This window comes from Streptomyces typhae, assembly GCF_009755605.1.
Classification (GTDB): Bacteria; Actinomycetota; Actinomycetes; order Streptomycetales; family Streptomycetaceae; genus Streptomyces; species Streptomyces typhae.
The window spans coordinates 32552-56681 of record NZ_WPNZ01000040.1 but is presented as its reverse complement, the minus strand read 5'-3'; the positions used below and the strand labels follow the sequence as shown (position 1 = coordinate 56681).

Here is a 24130-nt window from a genome sequence, read left to right as displayed (position 1 = left end):
CGCCCAACGAACACGGCGGCCGGGAGAACCTCGACGCCGTCGCCTTCCTCCAGGAGATGAACGCCACCGTCTACCGGCGCTGCCCCGGAGTGGTGACCATCGCCGAGGAGTCCACAGCGTGGGACGGCGTCACCCGCGCCACACACGAGGCCGGGCCCGGCGGCACCGGCGGTCTCGGGTTCGGCATGAAGTGGAACATGGGCTGGTCGCACGACTCGCTGGCGTACCTCGCGCACGAACCGGTGCACCGCCAGTACCACCACGGCGAGCTGACCTTCTCGATGGTCTACGCCTACAGCGAGAACTACCTGCTGCCGGTCTCGCACGACGAGGTGGTGCACGGCAAGCGGTCCCTGGTGTCGAAGATGCCCGGCGACTGGTGGCAGCAGCGCGCCAACCACCGCGCCTACCTGGCGTACATGTGGGCGCACCCCGGCAAACAGCTGCTCTTCATGGGCCAGGAGTTCGCGCAGGGCGCCGAGTGGTCGCAGGAGCGCGGCCTCGACTGGGGGCTGCTCGACGCGGCCCACCCGGCGCGGGCGGACCACCACGGCGTGCGGCGGCTGGTGCGGGACCTCAACGACCGGTACCGGTGTGCGCCCGCCCTCTGGGAGCAGGACACGGTGCCCGCGGGCTTCTCCTGGGTCGCGGTGGACGCGGCGCAGGACGACGTCGTGGCGTTCCTGCGCTTCGCCAAGGACGGCACGCCGCTGCTGGTCGTGTGCCACTTCTCCCCGGTGGTCCGGCACGGCTACCCGCTGCGGGTACCGGCCGCGGTCTCCGCCTGGGAGGAGATCCTCAACACCGACGCGGAGTGCTACGGCGGTGGCGGTGTCCGCAACACCGGGGTCCTGGAGCCCGAGGACACCGGCGGCTGGCTGCGGGTGACTCTGCCGCCGCTGGCGACGGTGTGGCTGCGTCCGGTGTGACACAAGGCGGGCCGTGACACATCACCGCACAAGAGGGCCGCTTCCGTGCATGACCCGTGCCGTACATGGCACCCGGTATCCGACGACATGTGAAAGCGACACCCAAGAACGGCACCCAAGAACGGCACCCAAGAACGGCACCCGACAACGACACCCGACAACGACACCTGAGAACGGCATCAGAGAGAACGAGACCGGAGAACGACACCTGAGGAGGCCGTATGTCCGCCACGGAACCCCACGCGCCGGAACTGCCGAAGACCACGCTCCTGGAGCCGCCGCACAGCCGTGCGGCGCGGAGCGCCCCGTCCGGCCCGGAGTCCCCCGCGCAGGACGCGGGAGCCGTGCGCACATGCGTGCCCGCCCTGCCGTCCGCCACGGAACCGGCCGACAGAGACGACTACGTCTTCGAGGCCAACATCGTGCGCGGCCTGGACTGAACCGGCGCGCGGCCACCGGGGACACCGGCACCCGTGGCCGGGGCCCGCACCGTACGGACCCACATGGGCTGCCTCAAGCTGCGGACCGGGGCTTTTGCGAGGACAGTGGAAAGGCAGGCGAATCACCGTGCTTCGGACAGGAGGCGCGACAGCGAAGCGGCAGAGCCGCTTGGCGCGCGACCTCCTGCCGAGCCGCGCGCGAGGCCGTGCCGCGGCACCACTCACACGTCGTCACGGCCCAGGAGCGATCCCCATGCCGAGCACCACCTCCTCCGGCGCGTCCCGGCGCGCTCACCACGACCGACCGGAGACGGAGCGGGCCTTCCGGCACCTGGCCGGGCTGCCCCCCGGGCTCGAGCGCGAGCTGCTCTGCGAGGAACTCGTCGCCGCCTGGCTGCCCATGGCCCACCGCATCGCGTACACCTTCCGCAACCGCGGTGAGAACCTCGACGACCTCCGCCAGGTCGCCGCCATGGGCCTGGTCAAGGCCGTCAACCGCTACGAGCCGGGACGCGGCGCCTTCGAGAGCTACGCCGTGCCCACCATCACCGGCGAACTGCGGCGCCACTTCCGGGACCACACCTGGGACGTCCGCGTGCCCCGCCGCGTACAGGAGCTGCGCAACCGCATCCGCTACGCGCGCCGCGAACTCACCCAGACCCCCGGCAGCCCCGAACCCACCGCCGCGCAGTTGGCCGCGCACACCGGGCTGACCACGCAGGAGGTGCACGACGGCCTCGAAGCCCTGGACGCGTACCAGTCCCTGTCCCTGGACGCCGACATGCATACCGCGTCGGACGACGGGTACCACCTCGCCGACACCCTGGGGGCCCCCGACCCCGGCTACGACCTCGTCATCGACCGCCAGACCGCGAGGGAAGGCCTGCGCCATCTGCCCGAGCGTGAGCAGACCATCCTCTACCTGCGGTTCTTCCGCGGCATGACGCAGAGCGGCATCGCCGAACAGCTCGGCCTCTCCCAGATGCACGTGTCCCGGCTGATCACCAAGTCCTGCAGCCAGGTACGCGCCGAGGCGATGGGCGTCGCCCCTTAGGGGCACAGACAACTGCCCTCAGGGGCACAGACAACTGCCGAAGCCACCGAACGACCGACCGGAAGGGTTGCTCCATGCCTGCTGGATCCAGCAAGAAGCGGGAACGACAGTACGAGCACATCAAGGACAGTGCCGAGGACCGGGGCGCCTCCACCAAGCGCGCCAAGGAGATCGCCGCCCGCACCGTCAACAAGGAACGCGCACGCTCCGGGGAGTCAAGGACCGCGAGCAAGACCTCCACGCAGGACCGGAAGTCCGCCTCCCAGCGCGGCGGCGAGCGCTCCCACAGCGGCGCCCAGGGGCCGACTCGTGACCAGTTGTACGAGGAGGCCAAGAAGAAGAACATCGAGGGCCGCTCGTCGATGAACAAGAAGGAACTCAAGCAGGCGCTCGGCCGCTGACCGGTTCACCGTTCACCGTTCACCGGCGAAGTCGGGGTCCCGCCCCTATGGGGCGCGCAGGGCGGTGCGGCCGGCGCGCCAGGCGGTGAGGAGGTGTGTCGCGAGGCGGTCCTCGACGAGACCGGTGGCGCGGGCGCCGAAGGCGACGTCGGCGTCGAGCCGCGGCTCGGCGGCGAGCAGGCCGCCGACGACGTCCCGGCGGACGACCTGCTCGTGCACGGCGTCCGCCTCGACGTGCTCGTCGTAGAACCGCTGCGCCGCACCCCCCGCGCCGACTCTCCGCAGGCCGGCCGCGAGGCGCCTGGACCCGGGCGAGGAGGTGGTCTCCACGGCGGCGAAGTGCCCGACGAGCGCCCCGCGCAGCGCCCGGTGCAGCCCGAACAGGGACATCAGGTTCACGGTCACGAGGGCTTCGGCCGGTGCGGTGTCGAGATGGTGCCCGTACGAGGGGTCCAGGCCGAGGTCCACCATGAGGTCGGCGAACAGCTGCGCGTGGATGTCCTCGGGACGCCCGGCGCCGAACTCGTCGAACTCGACGGCCACCATCGCGGCCTTGGCGCGCCCGTGCAGCCGCGGAAGGACCCAGGCGTGCGGGTCGGCCTCCTTGAGGTGGTACAGGGACCGCAGGGCCGCGTACTCACGGAACTGCCAGAGTTCGCCGTCGCGTCGCAGATGGTGGCTGACGCTCGTCGCGTCGTACCCGACAGGCTCGGTCAGGAGTTCCGCGAGCGTCTCCTCGGCACCGCCCGGAGGGGTCGCGTCGGCCCGCAGCGCCCCGAGGAAGCGCCGTTCGAGCGTGCGGCGCAGGGTCAGCAGGTCCGGATCCCACTCCCGCTCCTCGTCCACGCCTGCGAAGCCCTGGTAGTGGAGTTCGTAGAGGACGTAGAGGGCGAGCTGGAGGTCGTCGCCGTACGGGTCGGTACGGTCGGCCGGCGCCTGCGGCAGGCAGCCGTCACCAGCACGCCGCAGGGAGTCGATGACGGCGCCGGACAGGTCGCCGCGAGGGTCGGGGAGGCCGGGGCTGCGGCGGGGCGTCGGCTCGGTCCGTAGCTCGGTGTGGACGCGCGCGGTGCTCATGACGGCGGCTCCTGGGCGGAGGGGTCCCCTGTACCGGCGCGGGGGGTGTCGGAGGTGTCCGGGCGTGACCTGCGGCGGTGGCTGGTGTCGCACCAGGGGTAGGTGCGGCTGCGCCGGCACGTGCAGAGCGCGACCGTGAAGCGGTGCGACACGGCGACGCTGCCGTCGTCGCAGACCACTTCCACCGGCCCCTCCATCAGGAGCGGGCCCTCGTGGTCGACCGTGACCCGGCGAGGGCGTCGGCCGGAGTGCTCGCGGGGCAGTGCGGGCGAGCCCTGAGCACAGTCGGGTGAGCCTCCAGCACTTTCGGGAGAGCCCCCAGCGCTGTCGGGAGAGCCCTCAGCGCAGTCGGGGACGCCCTCAGCGGGGTCGGGGGAGGCTTCAGCGGAGTTCGGCACGGATCACCACCAGTTCCTCCCTGTTCTCGGTGTCGTCGATGAGTCCCATGTCGCGCAGCCAGGCCCTGCGGGACCGCAGGACGGGACCGAACGGGACGTACGCGCGGTCGACGACACCGGCCTCCATGCCGTTCCCGGCGAGCCGGTCGAGCGTCGCCGCAACACCGGAGAGGCCCGAGTGCACGAGGAGCAGGGCGCCTCCGGGACGCAGCACGCGGGGCACCGCGTCGCAGACGCGGTTCACGACCGCCCGGCCCTCGGTTCCCGCGTCCCACGCGCGGGCCGCGCCGTGGCGCGGGAGGCGTGCGGAGGGGCCGGGCACGTACGGCGGGTTGCTGACCACGAGGTCGCAGCAGTCGTCGGGGAGCGTGTCGGTCAGATCGCCGCGGCGCACGGTGACGGTCAGGCCGTTGCGCAGAGCGTTGAAGCGGGCGGTCAGGACCGCGCGCCGGGATATGTCGACGGCGGTCACCCGCGCCCCCAGCGAGGCGGCCGCGACGGCGAGCGCCCCGGAGCCGGTGCCCAGGTCCACGACGGCGGTGTCCTCGTCGATGGCCTCCCGCCGCAGGCAGCGGGTGAGGAGGCGGGTGTCGTGCTGCGGCGCGTAGACGCCCGGGAGGGTGACGAGGCGCGCCAGGCGCGCGGCTCCGGTCGGCGTACACGTGTGCGTCACCGGTCGTGGGTACGGGCGCGGGGGCGTTCCCGCCCTCACCCCCGGCTGCGCTCCTTCGCTCACCCCCGGCTGCACTCCTTCGCTCACCCCCGGGTGCGTCCCATCGCTCACCCCCGAATACGCCTCTGCGCTCATCCGGCATCTCCCGTCGCTCGGTGTCCACGAGTCGCCCGTCGTCACAGAAAGTGACTCAGCGGGGACTTTGCGGATGCACATGGCCGTGCTCGATGCAGTCACTGAGTGCCCAGGTCTGCACTGCCGACACCTGGATGGCCCCGTGTCACAGGTCCCGTACCGCCGCACCCGTTTCCCCGGCTGTCGCGGGGCCACCGGGGCCGATCACAGCCGAGCGGGTCCGCGCCGCCGACCTGCGGACCGGATCCCGGGGCACGTCACCACCTGACAGCGCGTCAGAGAATGTGCGGTCGCGCCCCTGGGAAGTGCGAGGCGCCGCCGTTACCCTCCGGCGCATGATTTCCACGGTGGTCTGGGGAACGGGCAACGTGGGCCGCGCGGCCGTCCGCGCCGTGGCCGCTCATCCGGCGCTGACGCTGACGGCGGTGGTCGTCCACAGTCCGGGCAAGGTCGGCCGCGACGCCGGTGAGCTCTGCGGGCTCGGCCGGGACCTCGGGGTCGCGGCCACCACCGACCTCGACGCGGTGCTCGCCGCCCGCCCGCGGGCCGTCGTGTACGCGGCGTCCGGCGACGTCCGCCCCGACGACGCGCTCGCCGACGTCACCCGGGCACTGCGGGCCGGGTGCGTGGTCGTCACGCCCTCGCTGTACGGCTTCCACGACAAGCTGAGCACCCCGGCCGAACTGCGGGACCCGGTACTCGCCGCGATCGCGGACGGCGGCGGCTCCCTGTTCGTGTCCGGCGTCGACCCGGGCTGGGCGAACGACGTGCTGCCGCTTCTGGTCAGCGGGCTCGGCGCCGCCGTGGACGCGATCCGCTGCCAGGAGATCTTCGACTACTCCACGTACGACCAGGAGGACGCGGTCCGCGGCCTGATCGGCATGGGCCACCCCCTCGACTACGCGCCGCCGATGCTCGCGCCCTCGGTGCCGACCATGGTGTGGGGCGGGCAGATAAGGCTGATGGCCCGTGCGCTCGGCGCCGAACTCGACGACATCCGCGAGACGGTGGACCGCCGCGCGCTCACGGCGACGGTCGACACCAGGACGATGGGGCACTTCGAGGCCGGCACCCAGGGAGCGGTGCGGTTCGAGGTGCAGGGCGTCGTCGCGGGCGAGCCCCGCATCGTGATCGAGCACATCACACGCATCCATGCCTCCTGCGCCCCCGAATGGCCCGCTCCGCCCGACGGCGACGGCGCGCACCGGGTGGTGATCGAGGGCCGCCCGCGCATCGAGGTCACGATCGAGGCGTCCGACGAGGGCGACAACCGGTCCGCGGGCGGCAACGCCACGGCCGTCGGCCGTCTTGTGGGCGCCGTCGACTGGCTCGCGGCCGCCGAGCCCGGCCTCTACGACGCCCTCGACGTCCCGCTGCGCCCGGCCGTGGGCGCACTGGGCCCACCGGGAAGGACAATTTCATGATCATTGACATTCCGGACGGCCATGACCCCCTCGGTCACGTGTGGGGCGACATGGTTCCCGGGATCGGTGCCGCCGCCGCGAACTTCTCCCTGGCGGTCTATGAACACACCACCCTCGGGCTGCGCGAGTTCGAGGCGGCGCGGCTGCGGACCGCGCAGATCAACGGCTGCGCCCTCTGCCTCGACTGGCGCACCGAACGCGACGGACGGAAGGTCGAGGCGGAGTTCGCCGACGCCGTCACCGCGTGGCGCACCACCGGCGCCTTCGACGACCGGACCCGGCTCGCCGCCGAGTACGCCGAGCGGTACGCCCTCGACCACCACGGACTCGACGACGCGTTCTGGGCGCGGATGACGGCGCACTACAGCCAGGTGGAGATCGTGGAACTCACCATGAGCATCGGCGCCTGGCTCGCGTTCGGCAGACTCAACCACGTACTGGGCATCGACGGCGTCTGCGCGCTCCCCACGCACACCTGAGTACCACCCGCGCGGGCGAACTCCCCGGCCTCAAGCGGCCGTTGCCATTCCGCGACATGCAGAACGAAGCCGTGACACGTGTGAGGACAACGGGTTCGCCGTGTCGCGGGTCGTAAGGAGCGTGAGTCGCCGCTTGGGGGGCGATTCGATCCGCCGGGACGCACCACGGGCGGAACGAACCGATATGGGGAGATGACACAGATGACTGTACGAACGACTGCACGGACGGCCGGGCGGCGGCACGTGAAGCTGCTGGCGCTGACCGCCGCGATGGCGGCGTCGGGCATCGCGCTCGGGACCGTCCCGGCCGCGGCCGCCTCCGGCACGCCGCGTTTCCTCGCGCCGTCCGAGCTGCCGCCGCACGCGTCGTCGGCCTGGCACGCGGGCCCGGTGACGTCGGGCCAGCCGGACCCGCTGCCGATGTGCGGGGGTGAGGTGCTGCCGTCGATCTCCGTGCACCGCGCCTACCGCACGGACCTCGACACCGGGGCCCTCCAGGTGACCGTCGTCGAGCGCAGCGAGGAGCGGGCCAAGACCTTTGCCGAGCTGCTCCGCAAGAACCTCGCCGCCTGTGCGGACAAGGTGATGCAGCAGTACCCCGACATCACCGCGTCGCAGAAGTACTACGGCAAGGTCGACGCCGAGGAGGGCGCCCACGTCTACGGAGTCCACACCGAGTCCTCCTGGGGCGCCTCCGACATCAACCTGTACTCGGTGGGGCGTGACGGCAGCACCGTGACGCTCGTCCACTGGGGCCAGATGGGAGGCTTCGCCGACGCGCCGGTCGCCGGTTTCAAGAAGACGACGGCCACGGCGGTGAAGAAGCTGTACTGAGGCCTGGTCCGGTCCCGGGCGGCGGCGCCCGGGACCGTTCAGGACGGCTCCCAGACGGAGCAGTCGTGGGCGAAGAGGACCCGCCGCGGGTCGAAGTCCGCCAGCCGGTCGAGCCACGGACGGTAGGCGGGCAGCGGCTGCTCCACCCCGTCGAGCGCGGCCCGGCGGGCCAGTTGGGCGGAGGCGAAGTCCGAGGCCAGGTCGTGTGCCTGCCCGGCGAGGACGACGGTACCGTCGTCCTGGCGCAGGACCAGCGACTGGTGCCCCGGTGTGTGCCCAGGCGTCGGCACGACCCGTACGCCCGGCCAGGGCTCGCTCTCCCCGGACAGCTCGTCGTAGACCGCGCCGGGGAAGTCGACCAGTTCGTCCACGGTGTAGTCCCCGCGGCGGGCGGTGGCCAGTTCGACGTCCTGGACGAGGACGGGCCTGCCCGCGAGGAGCGGGTTGCCGCCGCAGTGGTCGAAGTGCAGATGGCAGTTCACGACCAGGGAGATGTCGTCGAGCGCGACTCCCGCAGCCGCGAGGGCCTCCTCCAGCGGGCGGCGACGTGGGCGGTAGTGCGCTTCGGTCCCGGTGTCGGCGTGGCCTATCCCGGTGTCGAAGAGCAGCAGGCCCCGCTCGTGACGGACCAGGTAGGCGAGCGCCGGTTCGACGCGCGGTTCCGTGCCGCCCGCCTCCGACGCGGGCCGGACGAAGTACCCGAGGTCGAGACGGCGCACCGCGATGTTGTGTCCCATGCGGCCATTCTCACCATCGCCCGCACCGGGGCTCCCACCGAGTCCCTCATCGCGGCGGGATGCCCCGCGTCGGCTGCCTGCGGGCCCGGTGTTCGGCGCTGCGCACCGTGAGCCGGCGCTCCAGCTCCGCCCGGATGTCGTCGGACAGCAGGCCCGTGCGCCCCCATTCGACGACCTGCTCCGCCAGGGCGCCCAGCCTGACGCCGGTGCGCATCGACATCTCGCGCAGGTCGTCCCACGCGTCGGCCGCCGTCGTCTGCGCCACCGCGAGGATCACACCGATCGCCTGGTCGACGGGCGCGTTGGCCGTCAGGGCCGACCGCAACTTCTTGACCTCCTCCTCCAGCTCCCGCACCAGCGCCTCACCGGTCCGGCAACCGTCGCCGCCCCGCTCCGTGAGGTGGGTGTCAAACATCAGGGGGAACCTCCACGGCGACGGGCACAGCAATGCGGGCGGGCATGCGGACACTGGAGCAGTCCGCTCCTGAGGTCCACCTGCCCTGCGAAGTCGATACGACACGCGCAGGCTATCGAATGGCCAGGCGGCTCAAGAGCAACAGGCGGGGTACACGATCCGAGTCCGGTTCACCGAGCCGGAGAATCTGGCACCACGACGGAAGGAGGGCGACCATGACCATCGTCGAAGCCGGCATCGTGGTTCTCGACTGCGCAGAGCCCGAGCAGCTGGCCGAGTTCTACCGTGCGTTGCTGGGCGGGCAGAGCGAGTTCAATCCGCAGTCGGACCGGTTCGAGGTCACCAGCGAGTCCGGTACGAGGATGGGCTTCCGCCGGGACACGGGCTTCACGCCCCCGAGTTGGCCCCGGCCCGACGACGCCCACCAGACGCATCTGGAACTCCTGGTCTCCGCGGAGAACATGGACGCCGCCGAACGCGAGATCATCACGCGCGGCGCCCGCCCCGTCGACACCAATCCGCACGGCGGCGAGGACAAACGCCTGTACTCCGACCCCGCAGGACACACTTTCGCGCTGCGCAGTCATTGACGCCCGTTGCCTTGATGCCTGTTGATGATCCGGTTCCGAGGCGCCGCTGAGCGTGCCCGGAACCGCCCGCGTCCGGCTGTGCGCGCCTCCGTGTCCGGGAGCGCGCACAGCCGGACGCGGGCCACGAACCCTGGTGGTGCGCCGGAGGGACGACGGCAGGGCGTGCGGCCCGGCCCCTCAGCGACGGACCTTGACCCGCGACAGCGCGGTCACTCCGAGCGCGGCCAGGGCGATCTGGATGAGCCACTCCCCCCAGTCCACGCCGTCGGTGTCGGCGACGCCCAGACCGGAGGCGATGGCCGTACCGATCAGAGCCGCCACGATGCCGACCACGACGGTCCACAGGACGCCGATGCGCTGGCGTCCGGGAACGACGAGCCGTCCGAGTATCCCGATGACCGCGCCGATGAGAATCGCACTGATGAGGCCCGAGATCTCCATGAGTTCCCCTGAGTTCTGTGGTTTGTCCTGCTCCCCCCGTCCTCGTCCGGGTGCCCGCGGCCGGACCGGATACTCCCCACCGGTCGCCGGTCCTGCGCGACCGGCGGGCGGCGGACACCGCGACGACCTGCGGTTGGGCCTGCTCACCGGGTGCGTTCAGGCGTCCAGGCGCTCGGTGTACGCCTCGGTCGGCGGCGTCGGGTTGTCGTGCGTCATGCCCACCGACCAGTAGGTGGCGGTGCCGGGTACGCGGGTGACGTCGTTGAGGTACGGCGCCGGGGCCGGGCCCGCCGGTCCGCGGACGACGGTCCAGGCGCTGCCGTCCCGGCGCAGATACGTACCGCGGCTCCGGTCCTGGTGGTTCCAGCCGGTGATCCAGGCGGCGCGGCCCTGGTCGTCGGCGGCGATACCGGTCAGCGCCCCGATGGTGAAGCCGAACTGCGCGCGGGTCCAGGCCTTGCCGTCCCAGTGGCTCAGAACGGCCGCGCCGGGGCGCCCCGGCGGCCCGCCGACGCCGAGGTCGGAGCCCACCACCCAGATGTCGTCCGCGGCGGCGGGGTGCAGGTCGCTGACGGCCATGCGGGTCCCCTTGACGGTGGGGAGGACCGTCCACGCTCCGTTCCAGCGCGCCACGAACCCCGCCCAGCCACCTCCGATCGACTGGTCGCCGCCCACCCAGACGTCACCCGAGGGGTGCGGCACGACCCGGTGGACGGTGACGCCCGTCGCGGGCAGCGGGTCGAGCCACCGCCAGGTCTTGCCGTCGCCGTGCAGCAGCGCGGTGGAGCCGCCGCGGCTGCCGCCGGCCCACACCCGCCGGTCGGCACCGACCGCCACCGCGGTCAGCCGGACGCCCTGCTCGCCGCTGCCGGGGAACGCGCTCTCGCGCCAGGTGGCGCCGTCCCAGCGCAGCAGGGGGCTCGCCGTACCGACCGCCATGCCGACGCTCCAGGCCGCGGTGGCGCAGGTGCCCGCCACACCGAGCAGCCGCGAGTGGCGCAGATGCGCCAGATCGGTCCTGGCCCAGGCCTGGCCGTCCCACAGCATGGCGAGGGCCCGGCCGTCGCGGGATCCGTAGCGGGCCTCCTCGCCGACGGCCCAGGCGAGGCGGGGTCCGGCGGCGGCGATGTGCCGCAGTTGCGCGGCCGGTGTGCTGCCGGGCGCCGGCACCGCCCGCCAGTCCTGGGCGCGGGGCAGGTCCTCCGCACCGGGCCGGTCCTGGGCGCGGGGCTGTTTCTCCCCGACGCGCGGGTCATGGGCACGAGCGGCGGGTACGGCGGCCCCGGCCGCTCCCGTGCCGAGGGCGATGCCCGAGAGCGCGCCGACCGTCCCTGCGACGAATCGTCTTCGTTCCACTGCTGGGTCCCTTCCGCGGCGGACAGGAGGGACCAGGGTGAACCGGCAGGGCGCCCCGGTCCAGCCCCGCGTGTGACAAAACAGGCGGGTGCCGGATCAGGACGTGCGGTCCGTGCCCAACGGCCGGGCGTACGTGACGGATTCGCGGTCCACCACGAATCCCGCCCCCTCGTAGAACCCGAGGGCACCGGACGGGTTGACGGTGTCCACGGTCAGCGACGCCGTGTCGTACCCGGCCGCGCGCGCCGCGCGCAGCAGTTCCGTCAGCAGGGCCGGGGCGGCGCCCCGGCCGCGGTGGGCCCGGCGGGTGCCGAGGTAGCCGACGTGGCAGTCCCTGCGGCCCGTCGCGGCGGTGTCCGCCTCGCTCTCCTCCGCGAGGAGGTACGCCGCCACCTCGTCGACCGGCGGCGTGCCCCGCGCCCCGTCCCGCGCCGTGCCGCCCGGACCACCGGTGTCCGTGACGAGCAGCCGTGACATCGCGGGCCGGAACGATCCCGCGCCGGTGACCCAGGTGTTCCAGTCGGTCCTGTCGAACGGGGCGAAGTTCCAGTGGTCACGGAACGCGTCGTTGTGGGCCAGGCGTGTGGCCTCGTCGTACACGGAGTCGAAGGGGACCACACGGGTGCCCTCGGGCGCGGGGCGGGCCGGCGGGGCGTCGCCGGTCAGCGGGTGCTTCATCTCGAACCACCAGCGGCACGGCGTGTAGCCGCACCCTTCGGCCAGATGCCGCAGTCCCTCGTCCTTCGTCCGCCCGTCGAGCAGCAGCTCGCCCGGCAGGGCGGAGAGGTCCGGGAGGGCGGCGTGCCGGGCGGTCGCACGCTCCTCCATCCAGGCGACGAGCCGCGAGCCGACGCCGCGCCGCCGCCGCTCGGGGTGCACCGCCGCGTCGCCCTGGAAGCGCGCCACGTCGAGGGCGCCGTGCGGGGTGTGGACGACGGCGTACGCGACGAGACGCGACCCCTCCCACAGGCCCAGGGTGTCCTGCTCCAGGTCCAGTTTGGGGTCGCTGAGCGCCTCGTTCAGCTCTTCGGCGTCGATGTGCTCACCGGCGCGGTCGGCGCGCTCCACGGCTCCGAGCAGCTCGAGCCAGGCAGGGACGCAGTCCTTGCTCAGGGGCCCGGCCTCCAGGCCCGTGCCGGCATCAGGTCCCGTCATGTCGCCCTTCCGTCCACCGTCGGCCGCGGGTCACGGCTGCCCGCGGATGTGCTTCCGCCCGGCAACTCTGCCAAGCGTCGTGCGGTCGCGCGACGGCGGACCCGCTCCGCGTGCCGGGAGGTGTCACCTGTGTCAGCGTGCCGGGAGGTGTCACCTGTGTCAGCCTGGGCACGCGGCCTGCACAGCACCCCAGCACGACCGGAAGGTCCCTCACGCCATGGGCAGCGAGAACGACGACGGCGCAGCGCCTGGCGGTGCCCCGGCGGCACCGGCCGAGCAGCGCTCCGCGACCACGCTCCGCGTCAACGCGGAGCACCACACCCTCGACCTCGACCACCGGCGGGTCCTCCTGGACGTGTTGCGGGAGGACCTCGACCTCACCGGTGCCAAGAAGGGCTGCGACCACGGCCAGTGCGGCGCGTGCACGGTCCTCGTGGACGGGCGCCGCGTCAACAGCTGTCTGCAGCTGGCGGTGGCCCTGGACGGCTGCGAGGTGACGACGGTCGAAGGGCTCCTGGGCGAGGGCGAGGCCCTGCACCCCCTGCAACGGGCGTTCCTGGACCGCGACGCGTTCCAGTGCGGGTACTGCACACCGGGGCAGATCTGCTCGGCCGTCGGCGTCATCGCCGAGGCCGCCGCGGGCCACCCCTCGCACGTCACCGCGCCCGGGGCGCCCTCCGGCCGCCCCGTGCCGCTCGACCGGGACGAGATCCGGGAGCGGCTGAGCGGCAACCTGTGCCGCTGCGGCGCCTATCCGCGCATCGTCGATGCCGTCGAGGACGTCGAAGGGGCAGCCACGTGAAGCCGTTCGGATATGTGCGGGCGGCCAGCGTGGAGGAGGCGACGGAGGCGTTCGCCGCGCACCCCGGCGCCCGCTACCTCGGCGGCGGCACCAACCTCGTCGACCTCATGAAGCTGGGCGTGGAGCGTCCTGCGGTGCTCGTCGACGTCAGCAGGCTGCCGCTGGACGCGGTGGAGGAGCTGGACGACGGTTCGCTGCGCGTCGGCGCGGCCGTGCGCAACAGCGACCTCGCGGCGCACCCCCTGGTCCGCGACCGCTATCCGGCGCTGTCCCAGGCACTCCTCGCGGGCGCGTCCGGGCAGCTCCGCAACGCGGCCACCACGGGCGGCAATCTGTTGCAGCGCACCAGGTGCCCGTACTTCCAGGACCCCGCCAAACCCTGCAACAAGCGGCAACCCGGGCAGGGCTGCGGGGCGCGCGAGGGCGTGCACCGGGACCACGCGGTCCTCGGGCACTCCGAGCAGTGCATCGCCACTCACCCCTCGGACATGGCCGTGGCGCTCGCCGCGCTCGACGCCCGAGTGGAGCTGTTCGACGAGGAGGGCGCACGGAGCGTGCCCGCGGCCGAGTTCCACCGGCTGCCCGGGGACCGTCCGGAGCGGGACACGATGATCCGTCCCGGTGAGCTGATCACGTCGGTGGTGCTGCCCGCCGCCACGGCCGGGCTGCCGTCGGCCTACCGCAAGGCCCGCGACCGGGCCTCGTACGCCTTCGCCCTCGCGTCCGTCGCGGTGGTGCTGCGGGTCGCGGACGGGCGCGTCGCGCACGCGGGGATCGCCTTCGGCGCGCTGGCCCACCGGCCCTGGCGTGCGACCAGGGCCGAGGAGGCCCTCGTCGGCGGCCCCGCGACACCGGACGCGTTCGCGCACGCCGTCGGCCTCGAACTCGCCGCGGCCCAGCCGCTGCGGGACAACGGCTACAAGGTGCCGCTTGCCCGCAACATCGCCGTCGACGTCCTGACCCGGCTCGCGTCGGCCGCGGCGTCCTGATCCGGCCCGAGGGCCCGAACCGTCACTTCACAGCACGTCGCAGGAGGACTTCATGGCCGGCACCGGTACCGCGCCCGGGGCTACGCACTCCGCCCTGGGAGCTCCCGCCGAGCGGATCGAGGGGCGCCTGAAGGTCACCGGCGGCGCCCGCTACGCCGCCGAGCACCCGCTGCCCGGCCGGGCCCAGGCCTGGCCGGTGCCCGCCACCGTCGCCAGGGGCCGGGTCACGGCCGTCGACGCGGCGGACGCCCTGCGGATCCCCGGCGTGCTCGCCGTGCTCACCCACGAGAACGCCCCGCGGCTCGCCGAACCCGACGACCGGACGCTCTTCGTCCTGCAGGACGCGTCGGTGCCGCACCGCGGCTGGTTCGTCGCCCTGGTCGTGGCGGAGACCCTGGAGAGTGCCCGCGCCGCCGCCGCCGCGGTCCGCGTCGACTACGCCGTGGACGAGCACGACGTCACCCTGACGCCGGACCACCCGGACGCGTACGAGCCCGAGACCGTCAACGGGGACTTCCCCGGCCGCCGCGAGATCGGCGGCCCCGACGGCGCCCCCGCCGCCGTGCGTGTCGACGTCGGGTACGAGGTGACGCCGCTGCACAACCACCCGATGGAACCGCACGCGAGCACCGCGCACTGGGACGACGGCGAGCTCACCGTGTACTCATCGAGCCAGGGCGGCAACACGGTGCGCGACACCCTCGCGTCGATGTTCGAGACGTCCGCCGAACACATCACCGTCGTCTCCGCCCACGTCGGCGGGGGCTTCGGCTCCAAGGGCACGCCCCGCCCCGACGTGGTGCTGGCGGTGCTTGCCGCGCGGGCCACCGGGCGGCCGGTCACGGTCTCGCTGCCCCGCCGGTACCTGCCCGCCGTCGTGGGTCACCGGGCCCCCACCCTGCACCGGGTCCGCCTGGGTGCCGGGCGCGACGGCCGTCTCGTCTCGCTGGCCCACGAGGTCACGACGTACACCTCGCACGTGAAGGAGTTCGTGGAGCAGGCGGCGGTGTCGGCCCGCGTCATGTACGGCGCGCCGCACCACTTCACCACCCACCACGTGGTGCGCCTCGACGTGCCGAGCCCGTCGTGGATGCGGGCCCCCGGCGAGGCACCCGGCATGTACGCGCTGGAGTCCGCCATGGACGAACTCGCCGCCGAGCTGGGCATGGACCCGGTGGAGCTGCGGGCCGTCAACGATCCGGATCGGGAGCCGGACAGCGGCAAGCCGTTCAGCAGCAGGCATCTCGTGGACTGCCTGCGGGAGGGCGCGCGGCGCTTCGGCTGGTCCGGGCGCGACCCGCGTCCCGGCGCGCGGGCGGAGGGTCCGCTCCTGCTGGGTACGGGCGTGGCCGCCGCGACCTACCCGGTCCTCGTGTCGCCGTCGACCGCTGAGGCCGAGGCGCGGCCCGACGGCACCTTCGCGGTGCGCGTGAACGCCACCGACATCGGCACCGGCGCCCGTACCGTCCTCGCGCAGGTCGCGGCGGACGCCCTCGGTGTCGCCCTGGAACGGGTGCGCATCGAGGTGGGCTGCACCACCCTGCCCGCGGCGCCGCTCGCGGGCGGCTCGTCGGGGACGTCCTCGTGGGGCTGGGCGGTGCACGACGCGTGCGCGCGCCTCGCGGAACGGCTCGCCGAGCACGGCGGGACGCCGCCCGCGGCGGGTGTCACCGCCCGTGCGGACACCGCGGGGCGGGCCGACGCCGAGAGCGACTACGCCCGCCATGCCTTCGGCGCGCACTTCGCGGAGGCCGCCGTGGACACCGTGACCGGCGAGGTACGGGTCCGCAGGCTGCTCGGCGTGTACGCGGCCGGGCGCATCCTCAACGCCCGAACCGCGCGGTCGCAGTTCGTCGGCGGCATGACCATGGGGCTCGGCATGGCGCTCACCGAGACCAGCACGCTCGATCCCGCGTTCGGTGACTTCACGGAGTCCGACCTGGCCTCGTACCACGTCCCCGCGCACGCGGACGTGCCGGACGTCGAGGCGCACTGGATCGACGAGAGCGACCCCCACGTCAACCCGATGGGCAGCAAGGGGATCGGCGAGATCGGCATCGTCGGCACCGCCGCCGCCATCGGCAACGCCGTCCACCACGCCACGGGGGTCCGCTTCCGTGAGCTGCCGCTGACGCCGGACAAGGTGCTGCGGGGCCTCGGCGGCTGACGTCCCGTCCCCTGGTTCTCAGTGGTTCTCCGTGGTTCTCCGTAATCCTTTTCGGACCGGACCAATCCCCGGCCGCTACGGCTACGGATGAAGGGTGTATCTGGAACGCTGCCCCGAAGGGCCACCACGTTGAAAGAAGTAGTACACATCGGTTCCCGGACGACGCCCGGGCCCGATCTCCAAGAGCTGATCGCCCGGGTGGCGCGCGGCGACCAGAAGGCGTTCGCGTCCGTCTACGACGTCGTGGCGGGCCCCGTCCTCGGTGTCGTACGCCGGGTCCTTCGCGACCACGCCCAGTCCGAGGAGGTCACGCAGGAGGTCCTGGTCGAGGTGTGGCGCACGGCGCCGCGCTATCGTAAAAATCGTGGTACTGCCATGAACTGGGTGCTCACCCTGGCGCACCGGCGCGCCGTCGACCGGGTCCGCTCGGTGGAGGCCGCCGCCGAGCGGGATCACAAGGCCGCCCTGCTCGCGCAGACACCCGAGTTCGACGAGGTCAGCGAGCAGGTCGAGGCCCGCTTCGAGCGCGAGCAGGTGCGCCGGTGCCTGCGCGGGCTCACGGAGACGCAGCGGCAGTCGGTGACGCTCGCCTACTACCGCGGGCTGACCCATCGACAGGTTGCCGAGCTGCTCGCCCTGCCGCTCGGCACGGTCAAGACCCGCCTGCGCGACGGACTCATCCGGCTGCGCGACTGCATGGGAGTGAGCGCATGACGAACCGTGCGGATCTGCACACCCTCACCGGCGCGTACGCCACCGACTCCCTCGACGACACGGAGCGCGCCCAGTTCGAGGAGCACATCGGCCAGTGCCCGGCCTGCGCCCAGGAGGTACGGGAGCTGTCGGCCACCGCGGCCCGTCTCGGCCTCGCGGCGGCGGTCGTGCCCCGGCCCGCCCTGAAGGAGCAGGTGCTGCGGAGCATCGCCACGGTCCGCCAGGAGGCGCCGCGCACCGAACCCGGACCGCCGGGCGGCACCGTCCCCCGCGCTCCGCTGCGCCGCGCGTCCCGGTGGGCACTGGCCGCCTGCCTCGCGGCGGCCACCGCGTTCGGCGCCACCGCCGTCTGGCAGCACCGCGAGGCCGGCGACGCGCGGGATCAGGCACGCGAGGTGCAGCAGCGGACGGAGGAGTTGGCGTCGCTGCTCGCCGCCCCGGACGCCCGGACCCGTACGGCGAATCTCGCCGGTGGGGCCCGCGCGACGGTCGTGGTGTCCGAAGGGCGCGACCGGGCCGCGTTCCTCGCGACCGGCATGGCGGAGCCGCCCCGCGGCAAGGTCTACCAGCTGTGGTTCAACGACAAGGGGACCATGCGTTCCGCGGGCCTGATGGACCCTGGACGCACCACCTCGGCCCTCGTGATGAAGGGCCGTGTCGGCGAGGCCACCGGCATGGGCGTCACGGTGGAACCCGCGGGCGGCTCGCCCGAGCCGACGACGAAGCCGGTGGCGCTCCTCGACTTCCCGGCCTGATCCGGCCCGGCGGGGGCGGTTCCGTCGACTCGTAGCGACTCGTAGAGGAATCGACCAATCCGCTGAGCCTCCGGCTCCGTATTCCTCGTGTGAGGACAGCAAAGGACAGCACAGCGAAGGGCGGCAGCGCCGAGGTCGGCGCGGGCCGCGCCGTACGGGGCGGCGCCCTGCGGGCCGTCCTGGCCGGCGGTGTCAGCGGAGCGGTCGCCGGGTTCGCCGCACTGGCCGCCGCCGAGCTGGTCTCGGCGGCGGTGCGGCCCGAGGCAGGACCGGTGGTGGCGGTGGGCGGCGCCGCGATCGACCGGACGCCGCCCGCGGTGAAGGACTGGGCCATCCGCGAGTTCGGCACCGCCGACAAACTCGTCCTCCAGTGGGGCATCCTCGCCGTCCTCGCCCTCTTCGCCATGGCACTCGGCGTCCTGGCCGTGCGGCACCGTGTCGCCGGGGCGGCGGGCGTGCTGCTCTTCGGGGTCGTCGGGGCGTGGGCCGCCCTGGGCAGGCCGGACTCGACCGGCTTCGGCGACGCGCTGCCGTCCGTCGCGGGGGCCGCCGCGGGCGCGGTGCTCCTGTACGTCCTCGCGGGCTGCGCCGTCCGGCCGGTGCCGCCCGGCCCCGACCAGGTCGCCGAAGCCGCTCCCGGGGTGTGGGACCGGCGCCGGTTCGTCGTGGTGACGAGCGCGGTGGCCGCGGCCTCCGCCGGTGCCGGGGTCCTCGGCAGGACCCTGAACGCCGCGCGGGGCCAGGACGCCGTGGCCTCCCGGCGGCGGATCAGGCTGCCCGCACCGGCATCGGCGGCGGCGCCGGTGCCCGCGGGAGCCCGCCTCCAGGTCCCCGGGATCAGTGCGTTCGTCACCCCCAACGAGGACTTCTACCGCGTCGACACCGCGCTCGTGGTGCCGAAGGTCGACGCCGGCACCTGGCGTCTGACCATCCACGGCAAGGGCGTCCGGCGACCCGTGACGGTCTCCTTCGACGATCTGCTGCGGCGCCGGCTCGTCGAGCGGGACATCACGTTGACCTGCGTGTCCAACGAGGTGGGCGGGCCGTACGCGGGCAACGCCCGCTGGCTCGGGGTGCCGCTGGCCGAGCTGCTCGCCGAGTGCGGCGTCGAGCCACCGGCACGCGGCGGCCCGGCGGACCAGCTGGTGGCCCGGTCCGTGGACGGCATGACCATCGGCACCCCCGTGGACGACGTCATGGACGGCCGCGACGCGCTGCTCGCCCTCGGCATGAACGGCGAACCGCTGCCGTTCGCCCACGGCTTCCCGGTCCGCATGGTCGTCCCGGGCCTGTACGGCTACGTGTCCGCCTGCAAGTGGATCGAGGACATCGAGCTGACCACGTTCGACGCCTACGACCCGTACTGGGTGCGGCGGGACTGGGCCCGCGAGGCACCCGTCAAGACCCAGTCCCGCATCGACACGCCCAAGCCCTTCGCGCGGCCCCGCGCGGGCACGGTGACGGTCGCCGGGGTCGCCTGGGCCCAGCACCGCGGCATCGACAAGGTCGAGCTGCGGGTGGACGACGGGCCCTGGCAGCGGGCCGAACTCGCCGCCGAGGACACCCGGGACACCTGGCGGCAGTGGTCCTACCGCTGGCGCGCGACCCCGGGCGACCACACCCTCACCGTCCGCGCCACCGACCGCACGGGCCGGACCCAGACCGCGCGACGGACCCGGACCGTTCCCGACGGCGCCAGCGGCCGCCATTCGGTGGTGGTCACCGTGACCTGACTCGCACCCCTTGCCCCCGATCCGTAAGAACCCCCCCGCTCCACAAGGAGAAGACCATGAACACGCAGACCCTTCGCCTCCGTCGTACCGTCATCGCCGCCGCAGCGGTCGTCGCCCTGCCCCTGACGCTGACGGCCTGCTCCGACGACGGCGACAGCAAGGACAAGTCCGCGTCCGCGTCCGAGAAGTCGACGGACGCCGGGACGAGCGCCGAGGAGACCCCCGCCGACGACATGGCGGGCATGGACGAGCCCTTCGGCCCGGCCTGTTCCTCCGTGCCCAAGGACGGCAAGGGCAGCTTCGACGGCATGGCGAAGGACCCCGTCGCCACCGCCGCGTCGAACAACCCGGCGCTCTCCACGCTCGTCACCGCCGTCAAGAAGGCGGGCCTGGTCGACACTCTCAACAACGCCGAGAACATCACCGTGTTCGCGCCCACCAACGACGCCTTCGCCAAGATCCCGAAGGCCGACCTGGACAAGGTCCTCAACGACAAGGCCCAGCTCACGAAGATCCTCACGTATCACGTGGTGGGTCAGAAGCTGACGCCGAAGGACCTGGAGAAGGGCTCCTGGGCGACCCTGGAGAAGTCGAAGCTCATGACCGCGGGCTCCGGCGAGGACTACAAGGTCAACGACAGCGCGAAGGTGGTCTGCGGCAACGTCAAGACCGCCAACGCCAACGTCTACATCATCGACACGGTCCTGATGCCCAAGAGCTGACCGCGGGTGGTGCGTTCAGGGGCGGCCGGACTTCCGGCCGCCCCCTCGGCCTGCCGCGGTGGGCGTTGTGCGGCGGCACGCCCCCGGTCACCTCCGTCAACCGGCCGGACGGTCAGGCGCAGGCCGCGCACACCCCGCGGTAGGTGACCTCGACCTGGGACACCGTGAAGCCGAACCGCTCCTCCTGGGGGAGGTTCGCCAGGGGGTCGCCGCTCGGGTGGACGTCCCGGATGATTCCGCAGGCGGAGCACACCAAGTGCTGGTGCGGGTGGTGGGCGTTGGGGTCGTAGCGTTTGGCGCGGCCGTCGGTGGAGACTTCCATGACCTCGCCGAGGGAGACCATCTCCCCCAGCGTGTTGTAGACGGTCGCCCGGGAGATCTCGGGCAGTCTCTCCGCGGCACGCGCGTGCACTTCCTCGGCGGTGAGGTGCACGTGGTCGCCGTCGAGGACCTCCGCGACGACGCGCCGCTGCGAGGTCACGCGCCAGCCGCGTCCCCGCAGCCGCTCCAGCAGGTCACTCATGTCGGTTCACCCATTCAGGCTCGGTTGACTACGCCAAGGTTACCGGTAGCTGTACGAACTCCGATTCCATATCGACCAGTTGAGCTTCTTGACCTGGACTCTGTCCATCGTAGGATCGGTTCCCCGACAATGACCGAGGGATGGACAGGTCGGCGTCGGCCGTCACCAGTTCGAAAGGTTTCCCATGGCTGAGAACCCGGACGCAATCGTCACCGACCCGAAGTTCGAGGAGACGTCGGAGGGCACGGGCGGCTGCCCGGTCGCCCACGGCCGTGCCGCACACCCGACGCAGGGCGGCGGAAACCGCCAGTGGTGGCCGGAACGCCTGAACCTGAAGATCCTTGCCAAGAACCCCGCCGTGGGCAACCCGCTGGGCGAGGAGTTCGACTACGCCGCGGCGTTCGAAACCCTGGACCTGGCGGCGGTGAAACGGGACATCGCCGAGGTCCTGACCACCTCGCAGGACTGGTGGCCGGCCGACTTCGGCCACTACGGCCCGCTCATGATCCGTATGGCCTGGCACAGCGCGGGCACGTACCGCATCAGCGACGGCCGCGGCGGCGCCGGTGCCGGCCAGCAGCGCTTCGCGCCGCTCAACAGCTGGCCGGACAACGTGAGCCTCGACAAGGCCCGCAGGCTCCTGTGGCCGGTCAAGAAGAAGTACGGCCAGAGCATCTCCTGGGCCGACCTGCTGATCCTCACCGGCAACGTGGCCCTGGAGAGCATGGGCTTCGAGACCTTCGGCTTCGCCGGTGGCCGCGAGGACGTGTGGGAGCCGGAGGAGGACGTCTACTGGGGCCCCGAGACCAACTGGCTCGACGACAAGCGCTACACCGGCGACCGCGATCTCGAGAATCCCCTCGGCGCCGTCCAGATGGGCCTCATCTACGTCAACCCCGAGGGTCCCAACGGCAATCCGGACCCGATCGCCGCGGCCCGCGACATCCGTGAGACGTTCCGCCGCATGGCGATGAACGACGAGGAGACCGTCGCCCTCATCGCCGGTGGCCACACCTTCGGCAAGACCCACGGCGCGGGCCCCGCGGACAACGTCGGCCCGGACCCCGAGGCCGCGTCCCTGGAGCAGATGGGCCTCGGCTGGCACAACACGTACGGCACCGGCAAGGGCGCCGACACGATCACCAGTGGTCTCGAGGTCACCTGGACCACCACGCCCACCCAGTGGGGCAACGGGTTCTTCAAGAACCTCTTCGAGTACGAGTACGAGCTCACGCAGAGCCCTGCGGGCGCCAACCAGTGGGTGGCGAAGAACGCCCCGGAGATCATCCCCGACGCGCACGACGCGTCGAAGAAGCACCGCCCGACGATGCTGACCACCGACCTGTCACTGCGCTACGACCCGGTCTACGAGCCGATCTCGCGCCGCTTCTACCAGAACCCGCAGGAGTTCGCGGACGCCTTCGCCCGCGCCTGGTACAAGCTGACGCACCGCGACATGGGCCCGGTCGTCCGCTACCTCGGCCCGGAGGTCCCCTCCGAGGTGCTGCTGTGGCAGGACCCGCTCCCGGAGCGCACCGGTGAGGTCGTCGACGCCGCGGACATCGCCGCCCTCAAGGACCAGGTGCTCCGCTCCGGCCTCACCGTCTCCCAACTGGTCTCCACGGCCTGGGCCGCGGCCTCCTCCTTCCGCGGCAGCGACAAGCGCGGCGGCGCCAACGGCGCCCGTATCCGCCTGGAGCCGCAGCGCAACTGGGAGGTCAACAACCCGGACGGTCTTGCGCAGGTGCTGAGCACCCTGGAAGGCATCAAGGAGTCGTTCGACGCCGCGGGCGGCAGGCAGGTCTCCCTCGCCGACCTCATCGTCCTCGCGGGCGGCGCGGCCGTGGAGAAGGCCGCCAAGGACGCGGGGCACGACATCCAGGTGGCCTTCACCCCCGGCCGGGTCGACGCCGAGCAGGAGCAGACCGACGTCGAGTCCTTCGCCGCGATCGAGCCCTCCTCCGACGGCTTCCGCAACTTCGTCGGCAAGGGCAACCGGCTGCCCGCCGAGTTCCTGCTGATCGACAAGGCGAACCTGCTGACCCTGAGCGCGCCCGAGACCACCGTCCTGGTCGGAGGGCTGCGCGTGCTCGGCGCCAACCACGGCCAGTCGAAGCACGGTGTCCTCACCGACCGGCCGGGCACCCTGACGAACGACTTCTTCGTCAACCTGCTCGACCTGGACACGACGTGGAAGTCGACGTCCGATGCCCAGGACGAGTTCGAGGGCCGCGGCGCCGACGGCACGGTGAAGTGGACCGGCACCCGTGCCGACCTCGTCTTCGGCTCGAACTCCGAACTGCGGGCGCTCGCCGAGGTGTACGCGAGTGACGACGCGCAGGAGAAGTTCGTGCAGGACTTCGCCGCGGCGTGGAGCAAGGTCATGGACCTGGACCGGTTCGACGTCGCCTGACCCGGCCCACCGGCGCCCACGTCCGGGCCGGCCTCCGGGCCGGCCCGGACGTCCGTCTTTTCCGCCGTGGCAAGGGTTTGGCGAAAGCGGTTGCGGAGACTCGTCGCGCGGAGGTTGCTCGCGAACCCGGCGCAGTCGGCGTCCGCCGCTGCCCGGCTCCACCATGGTGTCTCTCCCGACCACGGGCGGCGCATCATGCCCACGGGAAAGCTGCGCTGCTCGATGTCGATCCCTGTCACACTCGTCGAAACAGATCCGTGGCCGTTCACGGTCCTGCGCTGCACCGCGCACCTCGTAAGGGATCAGGGGCCCCCGGCCCCCTTCGGCCTCAGCCTCCGGTACTCGGTGCACGACCCCTTCGCCGTGCGCGTCCTGCTCGAAGCCGGTACCGCCGCCGTGACGTGGACCCTGTCCCGGGACCTCCTCCTGCGTTCCCTGCTCGGTCGCGACGGGATGGGCGACGTCGCCGCCTGGCCGGTCGCGCGCGGGCTCGGCGCCGACGTCGTACAGGTGCGCCTCGGTCCGCCCGGGGGCGGCGCCGTGATCGAGATCGCGCACGACGTGCTGAGCCGGTGGCTGGAGGTCACCAGGCGGCTCAGCCCCGTCGGCGAGGAGTCGCGCCACATCGACTGGGACGCGGTGACCCGCGTACTCCTGGACGCCGACACCGGCTGAGCGGCGTCCCGGGAGCACGCCCGCACCGGCTGACCTGCGCCCCGGATGGCGGCAGCGGCGTTTGGCGGTCCTTCACACGGGTCACTCGTCTCGCGCAGG

Annotated in this window: 26 protein-coding genes; 17 read left to right on the top strand and 9 right to left on the bottom strand. The window is 72.6% G+C overall.

The window, feature by feature from the left end:
* The 4 genes from GPA10_RS40635 to GPA10_RS40620 all read left to right on the top strand — a co-directional run.
* Positions 1–929 (top strand): alpha amylase C-terminal domain-containing protein (locus tag GPA10_RS40635; protein WP_198351857.1); only part of this gene is annotated, 929 nt, incomplete at its 5' end.
* A gap of 221 nt (positions 930–1150) precedes the next feature.
* A complete protein-coding gene (locus GPA10_RS40630; RefSeq protein ID WP_058847906.1) occupies positions 1151–1369 on the top strand; it encodes a hypothetical protein in 219 nt (72 codons plus the stop codon).
* Between the two features lie 253 nt (positions 1370–1622).
* Positions 1623–2423: a SigB/SigF/SigG family RNA polymerase sigma factor gene (locus GPA10_RS40625; RefSeq protein WP_157169794.1), complete on the top strand. Its 801-nt coding sequence runs from the start codon at positions 1623–1625 to the stop codon at positions 2421–2423.
* 74 nt (positions 2424–2497) lie between these two features.
* Positions 2498–2824 carry a hypothetical protein gene (locus GPA10_RS40620; RefSeq protein ID WP_058847904.1) on the top strand — a complete coding sequence of 109 codons (327 nt, stop codon included), beginning with the start codon at positions 2498–2500 and terminating at the stop codon, positions 2822–2824.
* Between the two features lie 45 nt (positions 2825–2869).
* Here the strand turns inward: GPA10_RS40620 and GPA10_RS40615 are convergent, their stop codons facing one another.
* The 3 genes from GPA10_RS40615 to GPA10_RS40605 all read right to left on the bottom strand — a co-directional run bounded on the left by GPA10_RS40615 (position 2870) and on the right by GPA10_RS40605 (position 4972).
* Positions 2870–3901 (bottom strand): iron-containing redox enzyme family protein, encoded by a 1032-nt coding sequence (locus GPA10_RS40615; RefSeq protein WP_157169793.1) that lies wholly within the window; start codon positions 3899–3901, stop codon positions 2870–2872.
* Positions 3898–4101, bottom strand: a complete 204-nt coding sequence (locus GPA10_RS40610) for a CDGSH iron-sulfur domain-containing protein (protein WP_277819657.1) — start codon at positions 4099–4101, stop codon at positions 3898–3900. Before GPA10_RS40610 ends, GPA10_RS40615 begins: the two co-directional genes overlap by 4 nt.
* 181 nt (positions 4102–4282) lie before the next feature.
* The gene (locus tag GPA10_RS40605; RefSeq protein WP_343041880.1) at positions 4283–4972 is read right to left on the bottom strand and encodes a HemK2/MTQ2 family protein methyltransferase; all 690 of its coding nucleotides are present in this window, start codon (positions 4970–4972) and stop codon (positions 4283–4285) included.
* 470 nt (positions 4973–5442) lie between these two features.
* Between GPA10_RS40605 and GPA10_RS40600 the strand changes: the two genes are divergently transcribed.
* The 3 genes from GPA10_RS40600 (at position 5443) to GPA10_RS40590 (ending at position 7844) form a co-directional block, all read left to right on the top strand.
* The gene (locus GPA10_RS40600; protein WP_157169791.1) at positions 5443–6531 is read left to right on the top strand and encodes an NAD(P)H-dependent amine dehydrogenase family protein; all 1089 of its coding nucleotides are present in this window, start codon (positions 5443–5445) and stop codon (positions 6529–6531) included.
* The gene (locus GPA10_RS40595) at positions 6528–7010 is read left to right on the top strand and encodes a carboxymuconolactone decarboxylase family protein (protein ID WP_157169790.1); all 483 of its coding nucleotides are present in this window, start codon (positions 6528–6530) and stop codon (positions 7008–7010) included. Before GPA10_RS40600 ends, GPA10_RS40595 begins: the two co-directional genes overlap by 4 nt.
* 201 nt (positions 7011–7211) lie before the next feature.
* Positions 7212–7844, top strand: coding sequence for a hypothetical protein (locus tag GPA10_RS40590; RefSeq protein WP_157169789.1), 633 nt, complete (start codon positions 7212–7214; stop codon positions 7842–7844).
* A gap of 38 nt (positions 7845–7882) precedes the next feature.
* On the opposite strand, the gene GPA10_RS40585 is transcribed toward GPA10_RS40590, so the two are convergent.
* Positions 7883–8581 carry an N-acyl homoserine lactonase family protein gene (locus GPA10_RS40585; protein WP_058847897.1) on the bottom strand — a complete coding sequence of 233 codons (699 nt, stop codon included), beginning with the start codon at positions 8579–8581 and terminating at the stop codon, positions 7883–7885.
* Positions 8582–8627: 46 nt separating this feature from the next.
* Positions 8628–8996, bottom strand: a complete 369-nt coding sequence (locus GPA10_RS40580; RefSeq protein WP_157169788.1) for an ANTAR domain-containing protein — start codon at positions 8994–8996, stop codon at positions 8628–8630.
* Positions 8997–9211: 215 nt separating this feature from the next.
* Between GPA10_RS40580 and GPA10_RS40575 the strand changes: the two genes are divergently transcribed.
* The gene (locus GPA10_RS40575; RefSeq protein ID WP_157169787.1) at positions 9212–9586 is read left to right on the top strand and encodes a VOC family protein; all 375 of its coding nucleotides are present in this window, start codon (positions 9212–9214) and stop codon (positions 9584–9586) included.
* A 177-nt stretch (positions 9587–9763) separates the two neighbouring features.
* Here GPA10_RS40575 and GPA10_RS40570 read toward each other — a convergent pair whose 3' ends face one another.
* The 3 genes from GPA10_RS40570 to GPA10_RS40560 all read right to left on the bottom strand — a co-directional run bounded on the left by GPA10_RS40570 (position 9764) and on the right by GPA10_RS40560 (position 12538).
* On the bottom strand, positions 9764–10027 hold the full coding sequence (locus tag GPA10_RS40570; protein WP_058847894.1) for a GlsB/YeaQ/YmgE family stress response membrane protein: 264 nt from the start codon (positions 10025–10027) through the stop codon (positions 9764–9766).
* A gap of 156 nt (positions 10028–10183) precedes the next feature.
* Positions 10184–11383 (bottom strand): hypothetical protein, encoded by a 1200-nt coding sequence (locus GPA10_RS40565; protein ID WP_157169786.1) that lies wholly within the window; start codon positions 11381–11383, stop codon positions 10184–10186.
* A 96-nt stretch (positions 11384–11479) separates the two neighbouring features.
* On the bottom strand, positions 11480–12538 hold the full coding sequence (locus GPA10_RS40560) for a GNAT family N-acetyltransferase (RefSeq protein ID WP_157169785.1): 1059 nt from the start codon (positions 12536–12538) through the stop codon (positions 11480–11482).
* A gap of 217 nt (positions 12539–12755) precedes the next feature.
* Here GPA10_RS40560 and GPA10_RS40555 point away from each other — a divergent pair, with 217 nt between their 5' ends.
* The 7 genes from GPA10_RS40555 (at position 12756) to GPA10_RS40525 (ending at position 20420) form a co-directional block, all read left to right on the top strand.
* Positions 12756–13340, top strand: a complete 585-nt coding sequence (locus GPA10_RS40555; RefSeq protein WP_157169784.1) for a (2Fe-2S)-binding protein — start codon at positions 12756–12758, stop codon at positions 13338–13340.
* Positions 13337–14329 carry an FAD binding domain-containing protein gene (locus GPA10_RS40550; RefSeq protein WP_343041879.1) on the top strand — a complete coding sequence of 331 codons (993 nt, stop codon included), beginning with the start codon at positions 13337–13339 and terminating at the stop codon, positions 14327–14329. Before GPA10_RS40555 ends, GPA10_RS40550 begins: the two co-directional genes overlap by 4 nt.
* Before the next feature lie 52 nt (positions 14330–14381).
* A complete protein-coding gene (locus GPA10_RS40545) occupies positions 14382–16496 on the top strand; it encodes a xanthine dehydrogenase family protein molybdopterin-binding subunit (protein WP_157169783.1) in 2115 nt (704 codons plus the stop codon).
* Positions 16497–16625: 129 nt separating this feature from the next.
* A complete protein-coding gene (locus GPA10_RS40540) occupies positions 16626–17210 on the top strand; it encodes a sigma-70 family RNA polymerase sigma factor (RefSeq protein WP_058847888.1) in 585 nt (194 codons plus the stop codon).
* Complete coding sequence (locus GPA10_RS40535; RefSeq protein WP_157169782.1) at positions 17207–17965, top strand: anti-sigma factor; 759 nt, start codon at positions 17207–17209, stop codon at positions 17963–17965. The genes GPA10_RS40540 and GPA10_RS40535 overlap by 4 nt, the downstream gene beginning before the upstream one ends.
* Before the next feature lie 167 nt (positions 17966–18132).
* Positions 18133–19698 carry a molybdopterin-dependent oxidoreductase gene (locus tag GPA10_RS40530; RefSeq protein WP_246260637.1) on the top strand — a complete coding sequence of 522 codons (1566 nt, stop codon included), beginning with the start codon at positions 18133–18135 and terminating at the stop codon, positions 19696–19698.
* A gap of 56 nt (positions 19699–19754) precedes the next feature.
* On the top strand, positions 19755–20420 hold the full coding sequence (locus GPA10_RS40525) for a fasciclin domain-containing protein (protein ID WP_157169781.1): 666 nt from the start codon (positions 19755–19757) through the stop codon (positions 20418–20420).
* Positions 20421–20532: 112 nt separating this feature from the next.
* On the opposite strand, the gene GPA10_RS40520 is transcribed toward GPA10_RS40525, so the two are convergent.
* The gene (locus tag GPA10_RS40520; RefSeq protein WP_058847885.1) at positions 20533–20943 is read right to left on the bottom strand and encodes a Fur family transcriptional regulator; all 411 of its coding nucleotides are present in this window, start codon (positions 20941–20943) and stop codon (positions 20533–20535) included.
* Positions 20944–21127: 184 nt separating this feature from the next.
* Between GPA10_RS40520 and katG the strand changes: the two genes are divergently transcribed.
* Complete coding sequence (gene katG / locus GPA10_RS40515; protein ID WP_157169780.1) at positions 21128–23356, top strand: catalase/peroxidase HPI; 2229 nt, start codon at positions 21128–21130, stop codon at positions 23354–23356.
* Positions 23357–23551: 195 nt separating this feature from the next.
* The gene (locus GPA10_RS40510) at positions 23552–24031 is read left to right on the top strand and encodes an SsgA family sporulation/cell division regulator (RefSeq protein WP_157169779.1); all 480 of its coding nucleotides are present in this window, start codon (positions 23552–23554) and stop codon (positions 24029–24031) included.
* Positions 24032–24130: the final 99 nt, after the last annotated feature.

Excerpts from the sequence above, each read along its gene's own strand:
- GPA10_RS40535 (WP_157169782.1), top strand. The coding sequence starts at position 17,207 with ATGACGAACCGTGCGGATCTGCACACCCTCACCGGCGCGTACGCCACC.
- GPA10_RS40585 (WP_058847897.1), bottom strand. The coding sequence starts at position 8,581 with ATGGGACACAACATCGCGGTGCGCCGTCTCGACCTCGGGTACTTCGTC.
- GPA10_RS40600 (WP_157169791.1), top strand. The coding sequence starts at position 5,443 with ATGATTTCCACGGTGGTCTGGGGAACGGGCAACGTGGGCCGCGCGGCC.
- GPA10_RS40615 (WP_157169793.1), bottom strand. The coding sequence starts at position 3,901 with ATGAGCACCGCGCGCGTCCACACCGAGCTACGGACCGAGCCGACGCCC.
- GPA10_RS40630 (WP_058847906.1), top strand. The coding sequence starts at position 1,151 with ATGTCCGCCACGGAACCCCACGCGCCGGAACTGCCGAAGACCACGCTC.
- GPA10_RS40510 (WP_157169779.1), top strand. The coding sequence starts at position 23,552 with ATGCCCACGGGAAAGCTGCGCTGCTCGATGTCGATCCCTGTCACACTC.
- GPA10_RS40580 (WP_157169788.1), bottom strand. The coding sequence starts at position 8,996 with ATGTTTGACACCCACCTCACGGAGCGGGGCGGCGACGGTTGCCGGACC.
- GPA10_RS40575 (WP_157169787.1), top strand. The coding sequence starts at position 9,212 with ATGACCATCGTCGAAGCCGGCATCGTGGTTCTCGACTGCGCAGAGCCC.
- GPA10_RS40525 (WP_157169781.1), top strand. The coding sequence starts at position 19,755 with ATGAACACGCAGACCCTTCGCCTCCGTCGTACCGTCATCGCCGCCGCA.
- GPA10_RS40545 (WP_157169783.1), top strand. The coding sequence starts at position 14,382 with ATGGCCGGCACCGGTACCGCGCCCGGGGCTACGCACTCCGCCCTGGGA.
- GPA10_RS40620 (WP_058847904.1), top strand. The coding sequence starts at position 2,498 with ATGCCTGCTGGATCCAGCAAGAAGCGGGAACGACAGTACGAGCACATC.
- GPA10_RS40625 (WP_157169794.1), top strand. The coding sequence starts at position 1,623 with ATGCCGAGCACCACCTCCTCCGGCGCGTCCCGGCGCGCTCACCACGAC.
- GPA10_RS40520 (WP_058847885.1), bottom strand. The coding sequence starts at position 20,943 with ATGAGTGACCTGCTGGAGCGGCTGCGGGGACGCGGCTGGCGCGTGACC.
- katG (WP_157169780.1), top strand. The coding sequence starts at position 21,128 with ATGGCTGAGAACCCGGACGCAATCGTCACCGACCCGAAGTTCGAGGAG.
- GPA10_RS40595 (WP_157169790.1), top strand. The coding sequence starts at position 6,528 with ATGATCATTGACATTCCGGACGGCCATGACCCCCTCGGTCACGTGTGG.
- GPA10_RS40590 (WP_157169789.1), top strand. The coding sequence starts at position 7,212 with ATGACTGTACGAACGACTGCACGGACGGCCGGGCGGCGGCACGTGAAG.
- GPA10_RS40560 (WP_157169785.1), bottom strand. The coding sequence starts at position 12,538 with ATGACGGGACCTGATGCCGGCACGGGCCTGGAGGCCGGGCCCCTGAGC.
- GPA10_RS40570 (WP_058847894.1), bottom strand. The coding sequence starts at position 10,027 with ATGGAGATCTCGGGCCTCATCAGTGCGATTCTCATCGGCGCGGTCATC.
- GPA10_RS40555 (WP_157169784.1), top strand. The coding sequence starts at position 12,756 with ATGGGCAGCGAGAACGACGACGGCGCAGCGCCTGGCGGTGCCCCGGCG.